We start from the raw sequence: 18576 nt of genomic DNA, 5'->3' as shown, positions 1-18576 counted from the left end.
TTCCACGGCGCACCGCACCCTCGTGCGGGTGCCCGATCAGCTCACCGGGGGGCCGAGTGCGGATGGCGGTGTGGTCACTGGCACCCGTTGACGCCCGGCTCCGGGCCGTCATCCGGGTGGGGCGGCGCGCGTGACGGCCGAACTGAACGAGGCGGTCGCCGGGGCGCAGGCGGGCGACGAGGAGGCGTTCCGGTTCCTCTACCGCAGCCTGCAGCCCGCGCTGCTGCGTTACCTGACCGCGCTCGTCGGCGCGGACGCCGAGGACGTGGCCTCGGAGGCGTGGCTCCAGATCTCGCGCGACCTGCCGTCGTTCACCGGTGGCGAGTTCCGCGCCTGGGTGGTCACGATCGCCCGCAACCGGGCCATGGACCACCTGCGCCGGCAGCGGCGGCGTCCCTCCGTGCCGGTGCCCGTGCAGGCGCTCAACGACCTGGCCGCCGACGTCGACACCGCCGACCGGGCCGGTGAGGCCATCGCCACCGAGAGCGCGCTGGCGCTGATCCGTACGCTGCCACCGGCCGAGGCCGAGGCGGTGATGCTGCGGGCCGTCATCGGCCTGGACGCGGAGACCGCCGGGCGGGTGCTGGGCCGGCGGGCCGGCGCGGTCCGTACCGCCGCGCACCGGGGCCTGCGCCGGCTGGCCGCGATGCTGGAGCGCTCGGCGGCGCAGGCCGCGCCGGACGACACCCGGGACGCCGTCGCGTCGCGTCCCCGTACCGACCGCCAGGTGCCGCACGCGCCCGAGGCCGAGCCGGCGGAGGGCTGACGTGAGGGGAGACGACGGCATGCACGCTCGCCGGTCCGGCGGGCCCGCCGACCGGGCGGAGTCCGACCGCGTGCTCGACGCCGCGCGCGCCGGCACGTCGCCGGAGGCCGACGCCGACCCGCTGACCCGGCTGCTGTCCGCCGCCGCCGGACCGGCGGCCCCCGGCGAGGTAGCCGGGGAGGAGCGGGCGCTCGCCGCCTTCCGGGCGGCCCGCGCGGCGCGGGGAACGCAGCCGGCGGCCGGATCGGTGCCCGCACCGGTGGCCGCACCGCGCGCGCGGCGGCGCCTGCGCATCGCCGCCGCGTTGTCCGGGCTCGCCGCCACCGCTGTCGCCGGGGTGGCGTTCGCCGCGGTGCGCCTGGACCGCGAGCCGGAGCCGGTGGCCCCGCCCGCGACGACGGCCGGGCCCAGCAGCGCCGGACCGAGCGGCACCGGCCCGACCGGCACCGGCCCGGCCGTCACCGGGCCGTCGCGGCCGGCGCCGAGCACCCCAGCCGGTGACGCGTCCGGTGCGGCGTCGCCACCGGCTCCGTCGCCGACGCCGGCGCCGTCCGGAACGCCGAGCGCCGCGGCCGGGAAATCCGCACCCCCGCCCGGCGGGCCGCAGACGGCCGGCCACTGCCGTGCCTACCTGGCCAAGTCGGAGCGGCAGCGGGAGAAGGCGCTCACCAAGCCGGGCTACGCCGAACTGGTGGCTGCCGCCGGCGGCCCCGAGCAGGTGGAGAGCTACTGCCGGAACCTGCTGGGCGTGCCGGCGGACGACCCGGCCGACGCGCCGGAGCCGGCGCCCCCGGGCCCGGCAGCGGACGGCTGAGCCGCCGCGGCGCAATCAGATTCCGGACAAAATTTCATCTCCCCGGGCAAGCGGATCTCGTCTGCTAGACAGAGGATGGTGGGGCGGCGTCCCGTGCCGTCCCGGCCGGGCGCGTCGCCACGACGTCGTCGCCCATCGCCGAGGAGGAGCCGTCCCATGGTGATGTCGCCGGATCTGGACCGGGCAGTCGTCCTGGGGGACGAGGAGGCGGCCCGGGGCCACCTCGCCCGGATCTGCTTCAAGACCGGGCCACCCGCACTCGTCGGCGTCGAACTGGAATGGACCGTGCACGACGCCGCGGACCCGGCCCGGCCGGTCGACCGCGAGCGACTACGCGAGGCGCTGGGGCGGCACAGCCCCGTGACCCTCGACCCCACCAGCCCGGCCGACGAGCTCCGGCGCGGCGGCGCCGTGACCGTGGAGCCCGGCGGGCAGGTGGAGATCTCCGCGACACCGCGATCGTCGGTCGCCGCGCTCATCCTGGCCACCGAGGCCGACGTCGCCGAGCTGCGGGCCCGGCTGGACGCCGCCGGCCTGGTGCTCGGCCGCAGCGGCATCGACCCCTGGCGCCTTCCCCGGCCTGTCGTGGAGACCCCGCGCTACCAGGCCATGCGGTGCGCCTTCGACCGGCGCGGCCCGGCGGGACGGGCGATGATGTACAGCACCGCCGGCCTCCAGGTCTGCCTGGACGCGGGCGAACCGGAGCACGTGGCGCAGCGGTGGGCCGCCGCGCACGCCGTCGGCCCGCCGCTGCTCGCCGCCTTCGCCACCGCCGACCGGCACGCCGGCCGCCGCACCGGCTGGGCCTCCGCCCGGATGGCCACCTGGCTGGCCATCGATCCGGCCCGGACCCGTCCGGTCTGGTCGCCCGAGCGTGCCGACGAGGACCCGGTGGCGGCCTGGACCGGGTACGCGCTGGCCGCGCCGCTGCTGTGCGTACGCGGCGACGGCCCGGACTGGACCGCGCCGCCCGGTGTCACGTTCGCCGACTGGCTGGCCGGGGCGCTGCCCCGCCCACCGACCACCGACGACCTGGAATACCACCTCAGCACGCTGTTCCCGCCGGTACGCCCGCGCGGCTACCTGGAGCTGCGCTACCTGGACACCCAGCCCGGCCCGGAGTGGACCGTGCCGCTGGCGGTGCTGGCGGCGCTCTTCGCCGACCCGGCCACCACCCGGGACGCGCTGGCGGCGGCCGGCCCGGTCGCCGACCGGTGGCGCGCGGCGGCCCGGTGCGGGCTGGCCGAGCGTCCGCTGGCCACCGCCGCGGCGGCGCTGTTCGACCTGGCCCTGACGGCCCTGCCCCGGCTCGACCTGCCGGCCGGCATCCACGACGAGACCCAGCGAGCGATCCGGCGGCACCGCGCCGCCGCGGAGAGGGGACACCGGTGACCACCACCGAGCGACTACGCGACCGGATCGCCGCGGAACTGGAGCGGACCCGGGCCCGTACCGCGCTGCTGACCGACGCGGTGGACGACGACGACCTGGTCCGGCAGCACTCCACGCTGATGTCGCCGCTGGTCTGGGACCTGGCGCACGTCGGCAACCAGGAGGAGCTGTGGCTGGTCCGCGACGTCGGCGGCCGCGACCCGGTGCGCCACGACATCGACGACCTCTACGACGCGTTCAAGCAGCCCCGCAAGGACCGGCCGGCGCTGCCGCTGCTGCCCCCGGCCGAGGCCCGCGCGTACGTTCGTACGGTACGGGACAAGGTGTTCGACCTGCTCGACGGCATCCGCTTCACCGAGCGTCCCCTCGTCGCCGACGGGTTCGCGTTCGGCATGATCGTGCAGCACGAGCAGCAGCACGACGAGACCATGCTCGCCACCCACCAGCTGCGCGCCGGCGCCCCGGTGCTGGACGCGCCGCCCCCGCCGGAGCCCCGGGCCCGGGTCGGCGGGGAGGTGCGGGTGCCGGCCGGGCCGTTCACCATGGGCACCTCCACCGACCCGTGGGCGCTGGACAACGAGCGCCCGGCGCACACCGTCGACCTGCCCGCGTACGTCATCGACGCCGCGCCGGTGACAAACGGGCAGTACCGGGCGTTCATCGCCGACGGCGGGTACGACGAGCCGCGCTGGTGGAGCGAGGCCGGCTGGCGGCACCGGATCGAGGCGGACCTGAGCGCGCCGATGCACTGGCGGCGCGACGGGGACGGCTGGGCGTACCGCCGGTTCGGCCGCTGGTCGCCGGTACGCGACGACGAGCCGGTGGTGCACGTCTGCTGGTACGAGGCGCAGGCGTACGCGGCGTGGGCCGGCAAGCGGCTGCCCACGGAGGCGGAGTGGGAGAAGGCGGCCCGCTGGGATCCGGCGACCGGCCGGTCCCGCCGCTACCCGTGGGGCGACGAGGACCCGACCACCGAGCACGCCAACCTGGGCCAGCGGCACCTGTGGCCGGCGCCGGTGGGCGCGTACCCGGCGGGCGCCTCGCCGCTGGGCGTGCACCAGCTCGTCGGCGACGTGTGGGAGTGGACCTCCTCGCCGTTCCGGGGCCACCCGGGCTTCACCGCGTTCCCGTACCGGGAGTACTCGGAGGTCTTCTTCGGCGACGACCACCGGGTGCTGCGCGGCGGCTCGTTCGGCACCGACCGGTCCGCCTGCCGGGGCACGTTCCGCAACTGGGACTACCCGATCCGGCGGCAGATCTTCAGCGGTTTCCGCTGCGCCCGTGACGCCGGACCCGAGGAGTGAGCCGGCCCGATGTGCCGTCACCTCGCGTACCTCGGTCCACCCGTGCTCCTGCGCAGCCTGCTGTCCGACCCGCCGTACGGGCTGCTGCGCCAGTCGTGGGCACCGCGTGACATGCGTGGCGGCGGCACGATAAACGCCGACGGTTTCGGCGTCGCCTGGTATCCCGACGACGGCGACCCGGTCCGCTACCGGCGGGCCCAGCCGATGTGGAGCGACACCACGCTGCCGGAGCTGGCCGCCGTGACGCGGGTGCGGGCGGTGCTGGCCGCGGTCCGATCCGCCACCGTCGGCATGCCGCTGCACGAGACCGCCGCGGCGCCCTTCGCCGAGGGGCGGTGGCTGTTCAGCCACAACGGCGTGGTGAAGGGCTGGCCGGACAGCCTGGTCCCGCTCGCCGCCGGCCTGCCCGTGCGCGACCTGATCACACTCGACGTGCCGACCGACTCGGCGCTGCTGTGGGCGCTGGTCCGGCACCGGCTGCGGGCCGGCGCGCCACCCGACGAGGCGGTGGCGGACACCGTCGCGGCGGTCGCCGCCGCCGCTCCCGGCTCGCGGCTGAACCTGCTGCTCACCGACGGTACGACTGTGGTGGCGAGCACGGCCGGGCACGCGCTGTCGGTGCGCCGCGGCCCGGACTCGGTGCTGCTGGCGTCCGAACCGTTCGACGACGACCCGGCCTGGCGGGCCGTGCCGGACGGCCGGCTCGTGGTGGCGACCACGGGCGGGCTCGACGTGCGGGAGACGACCGCCGTCCGACGATCCGTACCCACCGCAAGAGAGGACACTCGATGAGCGCGGAGCCGCTGGAGATCCACCTGGAGCAGCAGGACCTCGACCGTGGGTTGCGGGAGGACGTGCGGGTCGGGCTGGCCGCGACGCCGAAGTGGCTGCCGCCGAAGTGGTTCTACGACGCCCGGGGCAGCGAGCTGTTCGAGGAGATCACCCGCCTGCCGGAGTACTACCCGACGCGGGCCGAGCGGGCGGTGCTGGCCGCGCACGCCGACGACGTCGCCACCATGACCGGGGCGAAGACGCTGATCGAGCTGGGTTCGGGCTCGTCGGAGAAGACCCGGCTGCTGCTCGACGCGTTCACCCGCCACGGCGACCTGGGCACGTTCGTGCCGCTGGACGTCTCGGTGAGCGCGTTGCGGTCGTCCACCGAGCAGATCGCCGCCGCGTACCCGGGGCTGCGGGTGCGGGGGATCGTCGGTGACTTCACCCGTCACCTGGACCGGCTGCCCACCGGCGGCCGTCGTCTGGTGGCGTTCCTCGGCGGCACGATCGGCAACCTGCTGCCGGTGGAGCGGGCCGAGTTCCTCACCGCGATGCGCGCGGCGCTGGAGACCGGCGACTGGCTGCTGGTCGGCACCGACCTGGTCAAGGACCCGGGCGTGATCGTGCCCGCGTACGACGACGCGGCGGGCGTGACCGCCGAGTTCAACCGCAACGTGCTCCGGGTGATCAACCGTGAGCTGGGCGCGGACTTCGACGTCGACGCGTTCCGGCACGTGGCGGTCTGGGATCCCGACCGGGAGTGGATCGAGATGCGGTTGCGCGCCGAGCACCCGGCCCGGGTGCGGGTCCTGGACACCGACGTGGTGTTCGCCGCCGGCGAGGAGCTGCGGACCGAGGTGTCGGCCAAGTTCCGGCCGGAGGGGATCGCAGCCGAGCTGACCGCCGCCGGGTTCGACCGGCGGGCGTTCTGGACCGACCCGGACGGGCTGTTCGGGGTGAGCCTGGCCCGGGCCGACTGAGGGCCGCCGTGGCCCCGCCCACACCCGGTGACCGGGGCGGCCGGTGATCGGCTAGGCTGGCGGCGCGAAGGGGAGTAGCCCCCAATGTCGTGGTCGACACACTGGTGCGTTCCGCATCCGGCCACGCGGCCCCGGTCTCCGGGGCGGGCGAGACCTTCGACTCAGGCTGTCGCAGCCGGGTCGAGGGCGCCCCCGTTCCTCCTCCCGGCTTGATCGGGAAGGTTCACATGGAGGGTTTCCTCGTCGCGCTGGTGGTCAGCTTCGGCGTCATCTTCGTCGCCGAGCTGGGCGACAAGTCCCAGCTCATGGCACTGACGTTCGCCACGCGGTTCAAGCCGGTGCCGGTGCTCATCGGCATCACGATCGCCACCGCCGTCGTCCACCTGGCCTCGGTGGCCATCGGGTACGGCCTGAACGCCGCACTGCCCACCGACTGGATCTCGCTCATCGCCGGTCTGGCGTTCCTCGGCTTCGGCGCCTGGACGCTGCGCGGCGACAGGCTGACCGAGGAGGAGAAGCGCAAGGCCGAGCGCGGCGGCCGGTCCGCCGTCATCGCCGTCGGTGTGGCGTTCTTCCTGGCCGAGCTGGGCGACAAGACCATGCTCGCCACCATCACGCTGGCCACCAAGTACGGCTGGTTCGGCACCTGGCTCGGGTCGACGCTCGGCATGGTCGCAGCGGACGCGCTGGCGATCCTGGTGGGCCGGATGCTCGGCCGGCACCTGCCGGAGCGGACCATCCGCTACGGCGCGGCGGTGCTGTTCGCCATCTGCGGCCTCTGGCTGATCTTCGAGGCGGTCTCCGAGCTGACCTGAGCGGAACCGACGTGAGTGGTGCGGCGGCGCCCGATGATCGGAGAGCGCCTCGGTGGGTAAGTAGCCCGGGTGAGCGCCGTGGCGGTGACCGCCCGGCGGAGGACGAATCGGCACGACCGGGAGGTTCCGCCCATGAGCAGGCACGACGAGCCCAACGAGTACGGCTTCGCCGGGGGCGCCACCGCGCCGGAGCCGCCGCCGGGCGGGCGCGAGGACGAGCAGGACCGCGCCGAGCAGGTGGCCGTGCCCGGTGACGACCTCACCGCCCCGGCCGCCGAGGCGCTCGAGGAACCGGAGCGCAAGCGCGAGCCGCGCCCGGCCGAGCGCCGGCGCTGAGGCGTACCGCGCCGACCCGTGCGGCGGGCGTGACCGGCTGGTCACGCCCGCCGCGCCGGTTCAGGCCGGGCCCTCCTGGTAGACGTCCGGGACGCCGTCGCCGTCGGCGTCCCGGCTCTCCCGTTCGCTGATCCGCCGGTAGACCCGGTTGCGGCGGACCAGCACCACCGAGGCCAGCAGCGCGGAGGTGAGCGAGCCGAGCAGTACCGCCACCTTGACGCCGTCCTCCTCCGGGCTGCCGGCGCCGAACGCCAGCTCGCCGATGAGCAGCGACACGGTGAACCCGATTCCGGCCAGCAGCGCCAGCCCGGCCAGGTCGGCCCAGGTGATCTCCTCGTCCAGTTCGGCCCTGGTGAACCGGGCGAGCAGGTACGTCGAGCCGAACACGCCGATCACCTTGCCGAGCACCAGCCCGGCGGCCACCGCGAGCACCACGGGGCTGGTGAGCACGCCGCCCAGGTCCACCCCGACCAGCGTCACCCCGGCGGCGAAGAAGGCGAAGACCGGTACGGCCAGGCCCGCGGAGACCGGCCGCCAGCGGTGCTCCAGCCGCTCGGCGAGACCGGGTGCGCCGTCGCGTCCGCGCAGCACCGGCACGGTGAAGCCGAGCAGCACGCCCGCCACCGTGGCGTGCACACCGGAGGCGTGCACCAGCGCCCAGGCGGTCACCGCGAGCGGGATCAGCGCCCACCACCAGGTCCGCCGCCGCTGCACGAGCAGCCCGAACGCGGCGATCGGCAGCAGCGCGGCGAGCAGCGGCAGCGGGTGGAACCCGTCGGTGTAGAAGACCGCGATGATGGTGATCGCGAAGAGGTCGTCGACCACGGCGAGGGTCAGCAGGAAGGCGCGCAGCCCCTGCGGCAGGTGGGAGCTGATGACGGCGAGCACGGCGAGCGCGAAGGCGATGTCGGTGGCGGTGGGGATGGCCCATCCGCGCAGGCCGTCGCCGCCGGCGCTGAGCGTCACCGCCAGGTAGACCAGCGCGGGCGCGATCATGCCGCCGAGCGCGGCGACCACCGGCAACGCGGCCCGGCGGGGGTCGCGCAGGTCACCGGCGACGAACTCGCGCTTGAGTTCCAGGCCGACCACGAAGAAGAAGATCGCCAGCAGCCCGTCGGCGGCCCAGGTGCGCAGGTCGAGGTCGAGGTGCAGGCCGGCGCCGCCGGGCCAGGGCACCCAGTGGCTCAGTCCGGCGTACGTGGCGCGCCACGGCGAGTTGGCCCAGATCAGGGCGAGCACCGCGCCGAGTAGCAGCAGGCCGCCGCCGACGGTCTCGGTGCGCAGCACGTCGGCCAGGAAGCGGGCCTCCGGCCAGGAGCGGCGGGACAGCAGGCGGGAGCGGTGCGGGGTGTGCTGGGGCATGCGGCGTCCGTTCGGAAGCTGGGGTCGGCGGAACCATCGCCGACCAGGCTTCCCGGCACACCTGGACCAACCCTAACGGGCGCCGCCACCGGCGGCGAGCCGAGCCGGCCGATGGGACGCCCGTCTCACCACCTGGGTGGGGCGTCCCGTCGGCCGGCGGGTCAGCGCTGTCCGGGCAGGGCCGGCAGGGACGCCCCGACCGGGTCGCAGAACGCGGCCATCCGCTTGATCAGCTCGTCCGGGTCGGCGTACGGGTCGAGCCCGCGCACCTCGTCCGGGTCCAGTTCGGGCACGGGGACGTGGGAGATGAGTGGGTGCAGCGGCCGGCTGTCCACCTCGTCGGCGCCGAACAGGTGCTCGTGCAGCTTCTCGCCCGGTCGCAGGCCGGTGAAGACGATCTCCGTCGGGCGGTCCGCCTCGGCGGCCAGCCGGCGCGCCACGTCGGCGATCCGGACCGGCTCGCCCATGTCGAGCACCAGCGCCTCGCCGCCCCGGCCGATCGTCGCGGCCTGGAGCACCAGGTGCACCGCCTCCTGCACGGTCATGAAGTAGCGGGTCACATCGGGGTGGGTGACGGTGATCGGCACCCCGGCCCGGATCTGCGCCTGGAACGCGGTGAGCACCGAGCCGCGGCTGCTGAGCACGTTGCCGAACCGGACGCTCAGGTATCGACCGTTGAGCCGCTGCGCGTGGTAGGCGGTGAGCCGTTCGGTGATCCGCTTGGAGTAGCCGAGGACGCTCGCCGGGTTGGCCGCCTTGTCGGTGGAGATGTTCACGAACTCGGCGACGTCCCGGCACGCCTCCAGCACGTTCAGCGTACCCAGGATGTTGGTCTTGATCGCCTCGCCGGGATGGCGCTGGAGCAGCGTGAGGTGCTTGAGCGCCGCGGCGTGGAACACCACGTCGGGCTGCCGGTCGGCGATCACCCGGGCGATGCCCTCGGCGTCGCGGATGTCGGCGAGGATCAGCTCCGGCCCGTCCAGCAGCGCGCGCCCGTGCAGGGACATCTGCAAGGCGTGCAGCGCGGACTCGTCCCGGTCGAGCATCATCAGCTCGTCCGGCTCGCAGCGGGCGATCTGCCGGCACAGTTCCGAGCCGATCGAGCCGCCGGCGCCGGTGACGAGCACCCGGCGCCCGGCCAGCCCGCCGCGCTCCACGCTCAGCTCGGCCACCCGGTGCGCGCGGCCCAGCAGGTCGGTGAGCTGGAGGTCGCGTACGTCGGTGGCGGCCACCGGGCGGTCGAGGACCTCGCGTACCGGCGGCAGGACCTTGAACGCCGCGCCGGCCTCCAGCGTGCGGGTCCGGACGTCGCGCAGCAGCTGCGGATCCGAGCCGCTCATCGAGAAGATGACTGTGCTCGCCCGGGTGGCACGGACGGCGGCGGCGATCTGTTCCCGGCCGCCGAGCACGCGCAGCCGCTCCAGCCGCAGTCCGCGGCTGTCGGGCGCGTCGTCGAGCAGGCCCACCGGCCGGTAGCTGCTGTCCGGGTCGTGCAGCAGCACCCGGACGAGCCGCTCGCTCGCCGCGTCCACCCCGTAGATCAGGCAGCGCTCGGCGTGTCGTGCGGCGGGCGGCCGGCGGTCGGCGTGGGCCCGCCAGACTCCCCGGGCGGTCGCCATCACCACGAGTGCGACCGAGCCGCCGATCAGCGGCGTGCTGGCCGGCACCGGGTGCTGCGTCCACGGCAGCAGGGCGACGAAACCGACGGCCGCGACGAGCGCGACGGTGGTGGCCAGGCCCTGCGCGTCGCCGGCGCTGCCGATCGGATACCGGCCGTAGAGCCGGGACCGCAGCAGCGTGAGCACGGCGTACAGCGCGGCGCAGGCCAGCGCCATGCCGAGCGTACGGGCGCTGGCGGCGGCGGTGAGGTCGAATTCGTACCGCGTCCAGGCGGCGCCGAGAAAACCTCCGCACCACGCGGCCGTGTCCAGCGTTAACAGGGAAAGGGTGGCGGCGCGGTGGGTGATCCGGCCGGCGGGTCGAACGGCTGTGATCGCGTCACGATCCATGGGCTGCCCTCTACGTCCTATCCGTATTGAAAGGATTAGACCGTCTGTGCCTGTTCGGTCGTTTACTGTCGTCCAGTCACGTAACGTCGTGAATAGGCGATTCGATCCTGGCACGGCGACTGGTGTTTTTAGGGGGCTTTCGTGCAGTTTCATCGGCAGACCGGCGTGTCGCGAGGGGGAGCGTGATGGACGTTCTCGGCTACCTGCGCCTGGTCCGACGCCACTGGTGGATCGTGCTGGTGACGGTGATGCTCGGTCTGGGCACCGCCGCGCTGGTGACGGTCCGGACGGCGCCTCGGTACGAGGCCTCGGTGACGTTCTTCGTCACCACGCCCAGCCAGGGGGTCACCGACGCCTACCAGGGCAGCCTCTTCCTCCAGCAGCGGGTGAAGTCCTACGGTGACCTGCTCACCAGCGACCGGCTGGCGCAGAGCGTGGTCGCCGACGCGCCGCTCGGCCTCACCGCCGACCAGGTGCGCAGCCGGATCCACACCACCGCCACGGCCGGCACGGTCCTGCTCCAGGCGACGATCACCGACACCGACCAGACCCGGGCGTTGAAGACCACCGAGACGCTCGCGACGAAGTTCACCGATCTGGTCCGCAAGGTCGAGACGCCGCCGGACGGCAAGGCCCCGCCGATCAAGATCGAGGTGGTCAGCGGTCCCCGCGTCACCTCCAACCCGGTCTCGCCGCAGCCCACCCGCAACCTGGTCCTGGGCGGTCTGCTCGGCCTGCTGCTCGGCGTCGGCCTCGCAGTGCTGCGCGGGGTGGCCGACGTCCGGATGCGCGACGGCGCCGGGCTGCAACGGGTGACCGGCAGTCCGCTGCTCGGCGAGATCCCGTACGAGACCGGCGCGCGGTCGGCGCCGCTGATCGTCGGCGACGCGGCCACCTCCGCCCGGGCCGAGGCGGTCCGCAAGCTGCGTACCAACCTGCGCTTCGTGGACGTGCACGAGCCGGCCCGGGTCATCGCGGTCACCAGCGCGTTGCAGGGCGAGGGCAAGACCACGATGGCCTGCAACACCGCCATCGCGCTGGCCGAGGCGGGCTGGCGGGTGCTGCTGATCGACGCCGACCTGCGCCGCCCCAAGGTCGCCGACTACCTCGGGCTCGACGGCGGCGTCGGCCTCACCGACGTGCTGGTCGGCGACGTCCAGGTCGGTGACGTGGTGCAGCGCTGGGGGGAGAAGTCCCTGCTGGTGCTGCCCAGCGGCGCCACCCCGCCCAACCCGAGCGAGCTGCTCGGCTCCAAGTCCATGGCGGACCTGCTGGTCGCGCTGCGGGACTCGGCGGACATCGTGGTCATCGACACCGCGCCGCTGCTGGCGGTCACCGACGGCGTGGTGGTGGCCGTGCAGGCCGACGGCGCGCTCCTGGTCACCCAGCAGGGGCGTACCTCCCGCAGCCAGGTCGCGGCGGCGGCGCACGCGCTCAGCTCGGTCTCGGTGCGCCTGCTCGGCTGCGTGCTGAACATGGCCAAGGTGGCCAAGTCGGACGCCTACCAGTACGAGGCGTACAAGGTGGTCGTGCCGCCAGCGGCGCCCTCCGTACCGGCCGACCGGGCCGGCACCCGGCGGGGCGCGAAGGCCGTGGGCGACCGGACGCAGGAACTCACCCGGCTGTCGCGATGAGTGCGAGCACGGGCCGGATCGACCGCTCGATCTCCTCGGCACAGCGCCGGAAGTCGGCGGGCGAACCGCCGATCGGGTCGCGCAGGTCCTCCGCGTCGGGGGCGGCGGGTTGCAGCCGCCCCCGGGCGCGGACCGCGGCCGACACCGCTGCCCGCAACGGCGTGCCCGCCTCCGCCTCGGCGGGGCGGGCCTCGGCCGCCAGCCGGGCGAACTGCCGCAGCGTGAACGTCCGGGTCAGCGCGGCCGGCGCCAGCGAGGTGCAGGCCGAGCGTTGCCGGCGGGTCGCGGTCAGCACCAGCGCCGCCCCGGTCAGGTGCTCGGCGCGCAGCCGGCGGGTGCGGAAGGCCGCCGGGTCCGCGCCGGTGGCCGCGGTCACCTCGACCGCGTACGGGTGCATGGCAGCACCGTCGATCGCGTCGGTCCCCGCGCTGGCCACCGCCAGCGGCAGGCCGGCCAGCATCCGGCGGGCGATGAACTCCGCCATCGGTGACCGGCACATGTTCGCGTGGCAGACGAAGAGCACCTCGTCGACCATCTGCACCCCTCTCGTCGGCACGGTCGCGACGGAGGGTGCCGCGACGGCGTTCTTCCGGCGGTCGCGGCCGGACGCAGAGGGGATGCGGGAATGGTACGCGCTGCGGTGCCCGGCCGTCCGGAAAGCCGCGCCGGGAGCGCGGTCATGAGGGTCGGCATCCTCACCTACCACTTCCCGCCGGAGCCGGCGTTCGTCCCGGGCAGCCTGGCCGAGGAGCTGGTGGCCCGGGGCCACGAGGTACGGGTGCTCACCGGCTTCCCGGACTACCCGGGCGGCCACGTCTATCCCGGCTGGCGGCAGCGCTGGCGGCACCAGACGCACAGCGAGCGGCTGACCGTGCGCCGGGTGCCCCGGTACGCCGCGGGCGACGGTTCCGCCCGTGCCCGCGCCGCGACCTGGCTCTCCTTCGCCGGCAGCGCCGCGCTCGCCGGCCGGGGCCTGCTGCGCGACGTCGACGTGCTCTACGTCTACGGCCATCCGGCGGTCACCTTCGCGGCCACCGGGCTGCTGCGGCTGCTCGGCCGTACGCCGACCGTGCTGCACGTGCAGGACGTGTGGACGGAGCGGGACGGGCGCTCGGCGCAGGACAGCGGGTGGCCGGCGCGGCTGGAGGCAGCCACCCGCCGCCTCTACCGGGAGTCGGCGGTGGTGGGTGTCGGTTCGCCGTTCATGGCGGATCTGGTCCGCGCCGGCGGGGCCGACCCGGGCCGGGTGCGCGCCGCGCCGAACTGGACCGACGAGCGGATCTTCCGGCCCACCCAGGCCGGTCCGGCCGTGCGGCGGCTGGTCCGCCGGGACGACCGCTGCGTGGTGATGCACGCCGGGACGATCGGCGCGCGCCAGGATCTGGAGACGGCGGTCCGCGCGGCGGCGGCGCTCGGCGACCGGATGGATCTGGTGCTCGTGGGTTCGGGTCCGCAGGAGCGGCGGGTGCGAGGGCTCGCCGCCGACCTCGGCGCGGACAACGTCCGGTTCCTGGAGCGACGGTCCGCGGTGGACATGCCGCAGCTCTACGCCGCCGCCGACTACCAGCTCGTGGCCCAGCGCGACCTGCCGGAGCTGCGTGGCCGGGTGCCCGGCAAGCTCCAGGCCGCGCTCTCCTGCGCCGCGCCGGTGGTCGCCTCCGCGGCGGGGGAGACGGCGGAGGTGGTGGAGCGGGCCCGCGCCGGCCTGTCCTGCCCGCCGGAGGACTGGGCGGCGCTGGCCGACCGCTTCTGGCTGGCCGCCGCCATCCCGCCGGCCGCCCGGCTCGACATGGGCAGGCGGGGACGTGACGCGTACCTGCGGGACATGTCGATGCGCGCCGGTGTGGACCGGATCGAGGCGCTGCTGCACGAGGCGGCCGAGCGACCGTCGAACCGAACAAAGTTCGCACACAGCAGTTAAATCGTTCAGAGTGTCGAATAACACCTCGAACAGGCACTTTTTCATGCTAAAAAGCACTCGATCGCGAATTGTGTCTGATTCGACCGACGCATAGGGGGAATCCGTGAGCGGACCTGGTGCCACGCCCGTCCGGCGGCGCCGCTCGCGTCGGCGCCGGCGCACCCGGGTCCGCCGGATCCTGCTGACCGGGCTGGTCGTCGTGTCGGTGCTGCTCAGCGCCGGTGGCTGGGTCGCGTTCCGGGGCTGGCAGGCCCGCGCTCACCTGGTGAACGCCGCCGGGCTGGCCCGGGAACTCAGCGCCCAGGTGCTCGACGGCGACGTGGCCCGGGCCCAGCGCACGCTCGCCGCATTGCAGGAGCAGGCCGCCGCCGCGCGCGGCGAGACCGGGGATCCGGTGTGGTGGGTCGGCCAGCAGACGCCGTACGCGGGGGACAACCTCGCCGCGGTGCGGCAGATCTCGGTGGCGGTGGACGATCTGGCCCGGCTGGCGTTCCCCACGCTGCTGCGCGTCGACCTCGCCTCGCTGGTACCGAAGCAGGGCAAGCTGGATCTGGCCCGCCTGCGCGCCGTCTCGGCCGAGGTCTCCGCCGCCGACCAGGCGGTACGCCGGACCGCCGACCGGCTGCGGCAGGTGCCCACCGGTGACCTCGTGACGCAGGTACGCGACGCGGTCACCGCGCTGCGCGCCGAGCTGGACCAGCTCGGCGAGCTGACCTCGGCGGCTGACCGCGGCGCCCGGCTGCTGCCGCCGCTGCTCGGCGCGGACGGACCGCGCAGTTATCTGCTGGTCTCGCAGAACCCGGCCGAGCTGCGCGCCACCGGTGGCATGTTCGGCGCGTACGCCGTCCTGCGCGCCGAGGGTGGGCGGATCCGCCTCGTGAAGCAGGGCAGCTCGTCGGACCTGCGCTTCTTCGACCCGCCACTCAAGGTCGACGCGGAGGCGAAGCGGCTCTGGGGCGAGCTGCCGGGCATCTATCCGGCGGACGTGAACCTCAACCCGGACTTCCCGGCCGCCGCCGCGCTCTACCGGGACATGGTGCGCCGCCGGACCGGCACCACTGTGGACGGGGTCCTGGCGGTCGACCCGGTGGTCCTGTCGTACCTGCTCGGCGTCGTGGGTCCGGTGAACGTGCCGGACGGGCCGTCGCTGGGCGCCGCCACCGCCGTACGGACGCTCCTCAGTGACTCGTACCGGGACCTGGACACGAAGGACCAGGACGAGTACTTCACCAAGGCCGCCTCGGGCGTCTTCGACACCCTGTTCACCAAGACGGTCGACCCGCGCGCGCTTTTGACCGTTTTTACCCGTTCAATCAATGAACGTCGGATATTGTTCTGGAGTGTCCGATCTGAGGAGCAACGCGCACTGGCCGGCAGCCGACTGGCCGGTCAGCTCCCGGAGAAGGACTCCGTGCCGACTGTCGGCGTGTTCCTCAACGACGGCAGCGGCGCGAAGCTCGGCTACTACCTCAGGTTCTCGGCCACCGTGACGGTCGGCGAATGCCACCCGGACGGGCGCCGTGAGCTGCGGCTGCGGGTCACGGTGCACTCCACCGCCCCGAAGTCGGGCCTGAGCAAGTCGGTCACCGGGCTTGCTCTGGCCGGCGACAAGTACACCGCACGCACCTTCGTCTCCGTCCACACGCCCACCGGCGGCGCCGTGCTCACCGGCCGGCTGGACGGGCGGGACACCGCGATGGGCAGTGGCACCCACGGCCGCCGCCAGGTTGCGGTGGCGAACGTGGAGACGCGCCCGGGGCAGACCCGGACGCTCGACGTCACGGTGCTCACCGGCAAGACCGGCGCCGGGACGGCCGAGCTGGTGCACACGCCCACCGTCACCCCATGGACCACCCAAGTAGTCAACGCACCAAGCTGTGAACAGTAGGAGGGAAACCATCATGCGGCTATCCCGCATCATCATGGCGCTCACGGTGGGCCTGGCCGTAGCGGCCGTGCCGACCGCGGCCGGGGCGGCGCAGCCGCAGCCCCCGGTCTACCCGCCCGAGGTCGCGTCGCTGACCGTCTCACCGACCACCATCCGGCTCGGCGAGACGTTCACCCTGCGGGGTTCGAACTTCGCGCCGAACGAGTCGGTGCGGATCGACGTGGCGATCTCGGGCCTGCCCGCGGCCGCCCCGGCCGAGGGGACCGCGCGGCGCAGCGACGGCAGCACGGTGGCGATGGCGCCTGTCGCCTACACGCCCAACCGTGCCCAGCCGCAGCCGGCGCCGACCACGTTCACCGTGACGGCCGACGCCAGCGGCAACTTCACCGTCACCTACCGGCCGACCCGGCCGGGCCGGTACACGTTCACCGCCACCGGTCTGACGTCCGGACGGATCGCCAGCGCCACCGGCACCGTCCTGCCGCCGCGGCCGACCCGGCCGCCGCACAAGGGTGGACTGCCGGTCACCGGTGACAGCATCGGCACGCCGCTGAAGCTCGGTGGTGGCCTCGCCGCCGCCGGTGCGGTGCTGCTCCTGGCCTCCATGGCCTGGCGCCGCCGTCGCCTCGGCTGATCCGAGGCGCGCCGGGGACGACCCGGCTCGATCGTGAGTGCCCGCCGGACCCGGTCCGGCGGGTACTCACGTGTCCGGCCGGCACGACACAATGAGCCATGGACGCGACACCGTGGACCGACCAGGCCGGCCTGCTCACGCTGCCCGGGGGCGCCACCGTGCGCGGACGCCGGGTCGCCGAGCCCGGTTCGCCCGCCGACTTCGCCCTGCTGCTGGCGCCCGGTCCCGAGCCGGAATGGCCGGTCCGGCGGGTCCGCTGGCCCGACTTCTGGATCCCGGCCGACCGCGCCGACGCCCTCGACGCGCTGCGGGAGGCGTGGCGGCGCGCGTACGCGGGGGAGCGGGTCGAGGTGGCCTGTCACGGCGGCGTCGGGCGCACCGGCACCGCACTCGCCGCGCTCGCCGTGCTGGACGGGCTGCCGCCCGCGCGGGCAGTGGCCTGGGTCCGCTCCCACTACCACCGGCGCGCGGTGGAGACGCCGTGGCAGCGGTGGTGGCTGCGCGGCGTGCGCTGACATCCCGGCCGGTCACCCACCGGGAGCGTCCGGTCGGCGCGGCGTCACGACACCGGTGAGCCGTCCCGACCTGATCATCGGGCTCGGTAGGGTGCCTTCTCATGAGAGCCCGGGCCCTGGCCGCCGCCACCGCCGTCACCCTGCTCGCCGCCGGGACGCCCGCCCCGGCCGCCGCCCCGGCCACCACACCCGCCGCCCCGGTTGCCGCCCCTGGCGCCGCTCCCGTGCCCTGCCCGCGCCTGCCCGCCCCGAAGGTCAGCCGGCCGCCCCGCCCGGCACCGCCGGCCACGACGCCCGAACAGGCGGCGGTGGGCGGCGAGGCGCTGGCCGGTGCCGGGCTGGTCGTGCCACCGGGCAGCCCCGCGCCCCCGGCGGTCACCGCCACCACCTGGCTCGTGGCGGACCTGGACACCGGCGAGGTCCTCGGCGCGTGCGGCGCACACGTCCCCGGCACCCCGGCCAGCACCCAGAAACTGCTGCTGGCCGCCACCATGCTGAGCCGGCTGGACCCGAAGCACGTCGCCGTCGCCACCCGCGCCGACCTGGACATCGAGCCGGGCAGCTCGGCCGTCGGCCTGCTCGTCGGCGGCCGCTACAGCGTGGAGACGCTGTGGCTGGGCCTGCTGCTCCAGTCCGGCAACGACGCCGCGAACATGCTGGCCCGCCTCGGCGCCGGCAGCGCGCAGGCAGGCGTCGCCGAGATGAACGAGCAGGCCCGCCGGCTCGGCGCCGGGCAGACGCACGCGGTCACGCCGTCCGGCCTGGACGGTCCCGGCCAGTTCACCAGCGCGTACGACCTGGCGCTCATCGCGCGGGCCTGCTTCGCCGACGCCGCGTTCCGCCGGTACGCGCTCACCGAGCGCACGCAGATCCCGGCCCAGCCCGCGCTGAAGAAGGGCGGGTTCCAGATCCAGAACGAGAACCAGCTCATCTACCGCTATCCCGGCGCGCTCGGCGGCAAGACCGGCTTCACCGAGCTGGCCCGGCACAGCTACGTCGGCGCCGCGCAGCGGGACGGACGCCGCCTCGTGGTGACGCTGCTCGGCGCCGAGGCCCGCCCGGTACGCGGCTGGCAGCAGGGCGCCCAGCTGCTCGACTGGGCCTTCCGGCTGCCCCGGGACGCCTCGGTCGGCCGGCTGGTCGAGCCGGGTGAGCGGGACGCCGAGGCGGCGGAGCCCCGGCAGGCGGCGGCCGCCGAACCGAGACGTACCGCCTCCCCGCCGTGGCGGGGACCGGCCGGGACGGCGCTGCACCGCATCGGCGACGGGGACTGGCGGGTGATCGTGCCGGTCGCCGGTCTGCTGGCCCTCACCGTCGGCGGGGTGGCGGCGGTGCTCGCCGCCCGCCGCGGCCGATCCCGCCGCCGCGGACGCCGCCGCGCCTGACCCGGTCACCGGCGCCCCGGGCGGGGTCGCGTGGACACCGGTTCCGT

Annotated in this window: 17 protein-coding genes; 14 read left to right on the top strand and 3 right to left on the bottom strand. The window is 74.8% G+C overall.

The window, feature by feature from the left end; translation table 11 throughout:
• The first annotated feature begins 130 nt into the window (after nt 1-130).
• From MICAU_RS16995 to MICAU_RS16960, 8 genes are all read left to right on the top strand, one after another.
• On the top strand, nt 131-766 hold the full coding sequence (locus MICAU_RS16995; protein ID WP_013286565.1) for an RNA polymerase sigma factor: 636 nt from the start codon (nt 131-133) through the stop codon (nt 764-766).
• Between the two features lie 19 nt (nt 767-785).
• Nucleotides 786-1580 carry a hypothetical protein gene (locus tag MICAU_RS16990; protein WP_145755141.1) on the top strand — a complete coding sequence of 265 codons (795 nt, stop codon included), beginning with the start codon at nt 786-788 and terminating at the stop codon, nt 1578-1580.
• A gap of 156 nt (nt 1581-1736) precedes the next feature.
• Nucleotides 1737-2972, top strand: a complete 1236-nt coding sequence (gene egtA / locus MICAU_RS16985) for an ergothioneine biosynthesis glutamate--cysteine ligase EgtA (protein ID WP_013286563.1) — start codon at nt 1737-1739, stop codon at nt 2970-2972.
• A complete protein-coding gene (gene egtB, locus MICAU_RS16980) occupies nt 2969-4276 on the top strand; it encodes an ergothioneine biosynthesis protein EgtB (protein ID WP_013286562.1) in 1308 nt (435 codons plus the stop codon). Before egtA ends, egtB begins: the two co-directional genes overlap by 4 nt.
• Nucleotides 4277-4285: 9 nt before the next feature.
• Nucleotides 4286-5068 (top strand): ergothioneine biosynthesis protein EgtC, encoded by a 783-nt coding sequence (egtC, locus tag MICAU_RS16975; RefSeq protein WP_013286561.1) that lies wholly within the window; start codon nt 4286-4288, stop codon nt 5066-5068.
• On the top strand, nt 5065-6030 hold the full coding sequence (gene egtD / locus MICAU_RS16970; protein WP_013286560.1) for an L-histidine N(alpha)-methyltransferase: 966 nt from the start codon (nt 5065-5067) through the stop codon (nt 6028-6030). Before egtC ends, egtD begins: the two co-directional genes overlap by 4 nt.
• Before the next feature lie 227 nt (nt 6031-6257).
• On the top strand, nt 6258-6845 hold the full coding sequence (locus tag MICAU_RS16965) for a TMEM165/GDT1 family protein (protein ID WP_013286559.1): 588 nt from the start codon (nt 6258-6260) through the stop codon (nt 6843-6845).
• Between the two features lie 132 nt (nt 6846-6977).
• Nucleotides 6978-7181: a hypothetical protein gene (locus MICAU_RS16960; protein WP_013286558.1), complete on the top strand. Its 204-nt coding sequence runs from the start codon at nt 6978-6980 to the stop codon at nt 7179-7181.
• A 60-nt stretch (nt 7182-7241) separates the two neighbouring features.
• Here the strand turns inward: MICAU_RS16960 and nhaA are convergent, their stop codons facing one another.
• Nucleotides 7242-8543, bottom strand: coding sequence for a Na+/H+ antiporter NhaA (nhaA, locus tag MICAU_RS16955; RefSeq protein WP_013286557.1), 1302 nt, complete (start codon nt 8541-8543; stop codon nt 7242-7244).
• A gap of 161 nt (nt 8544-8704) precedes the next feature.
• Nucleotides 8705-10552: a nucleoside-diphosphate sugar epimerase/dehydratase gene (locus tag MICAU_RS16950; protein WP_013286556.1), complete on the bottom strand. Its 1848-nt coding sequence runs from the start codon at nt 10550-10552 to the stop codon at nt 8705-8707.
• 185 nt (nt 10553-10737) lie between these two features.
• Here MICAU_RS16950 and MICAU_RS16945 point away from each other — a divergent pair, with 185 nt between their 5' ends.
• The gene (locus tag MICAU_RS16945; protein WP_013286555.1) at nt 10738-12186 is read left to right on the top strand and encodes a tyrosine-protein kinase domain-containing protein; all 1449 of its coding nucleotides are present in this window, start codon (nt 10738-10740) and stop codon (nt 12184-12186) included.
• On the opposite strand, the gene MICAU_RS16940 is transcribed toward MICAU_RS16945, so the two are convergent.
• A complete protein-coding gene (locus MICAU_RS16940) occupies nt 12167-12721 on the bottom strand; it encodes an arsenate reductase/protein-tyrosine-phosphatase family protein (protein WP_013286554.1) in 555 nt (184 codons plus the stop codon). The two genes, MICAU_RS16945 and MICAU_RS16940, sit on opposite strands and share 20 nt — an antisense overlap.
• 144 nt (nt 12722-12865) lie before the next feature.
• Here MICAU_RS16940 and MICAU_RS16935 point away from each other — a divergent pair, with 144 nt between their 5' ends.
• From MICAU_RS16935 to MICAU_RS16915, 5 genes are all read left to right on the top strand, one after another.
• Nucleotides 12866-14107: a glycosyltransferase family 4 protein gene (locus tag MICAU_RS16935; protein WP_013286553.1), complete on the top strand. Its 1242-nt coding sequence runs from the start codon at nt 12866-12868 to the stop codon at nt 14105-14107.
• Between the two features lie 103 nt (nt 14108-14210).
• Nucleotides 14211-15995 (top strand): DUF4012 domain-containing protein, encoded by a 1785-nt coding sequence (locus tag MICAU_RS16930; RefSeq protein ID WP_013286552.1) that lies wholly within the window; start codon nt 14211-14213, stop codon nt 15993-15995.
• 13 nt (nt 15996-16008) lie between these two features.
• The gene (locus MICAU_RS16925; RefSeq protein ID WP_013286551.1) at nt 16009-16629 is read left to right on the top strand and encodes a hypothetical protein; all 621 of its coding nucleotides are present in this window, start codon (nt 16009-16011) and stop codon (nt 16627-16629) included.
• 98 nt (nt 16630-16727) lie between these two features.
• The gene (locus tag MICAU_RS16920; RefSeq protein ID WP_013286550.1) at nt 16728-17144 is read left to right on the top strand and encodes a protein-tyrosine phosphatase family protein; all 417 of its coding nucleotides are present in this window, start codon (nt 16728-16730) and stop codon (nt 17142-17144) included.
• Between the two features lie 101 nt (nt 17145-17245).
• The gene (locus MICAU_RS16915; RefSeq protein ID WP_013286549.1) at nt 17246-18529 is read left to right on the top strand and encodes a D-alanyl-D-alanine carboxypeptidase family protein; all 1284 of its coding nucleotides are present in this window, start codon (nt 17246-17248) and stop codon (nt 18527-18529) included.
• Nucleotides 18530-18576: the final 47 nt, after the last annotated feature.

It is taken from the genome of Micromonospora aurantiaca ATCC 27029 (assembly GCF_000145235.1).
In the GTDB taxonomy this organism is placed as follows: domain Bacteria; phylum Actinomycetota; class Actinomycetes; order Mycobacteriales; family Micromonosporaceae; genus Micromonospora; species Micromonospora aurantiaca.
Note: the sequence above shows the minus strand (reverse complement) of the source record. Positions and strands in the feature narration are given on the sequence as shown.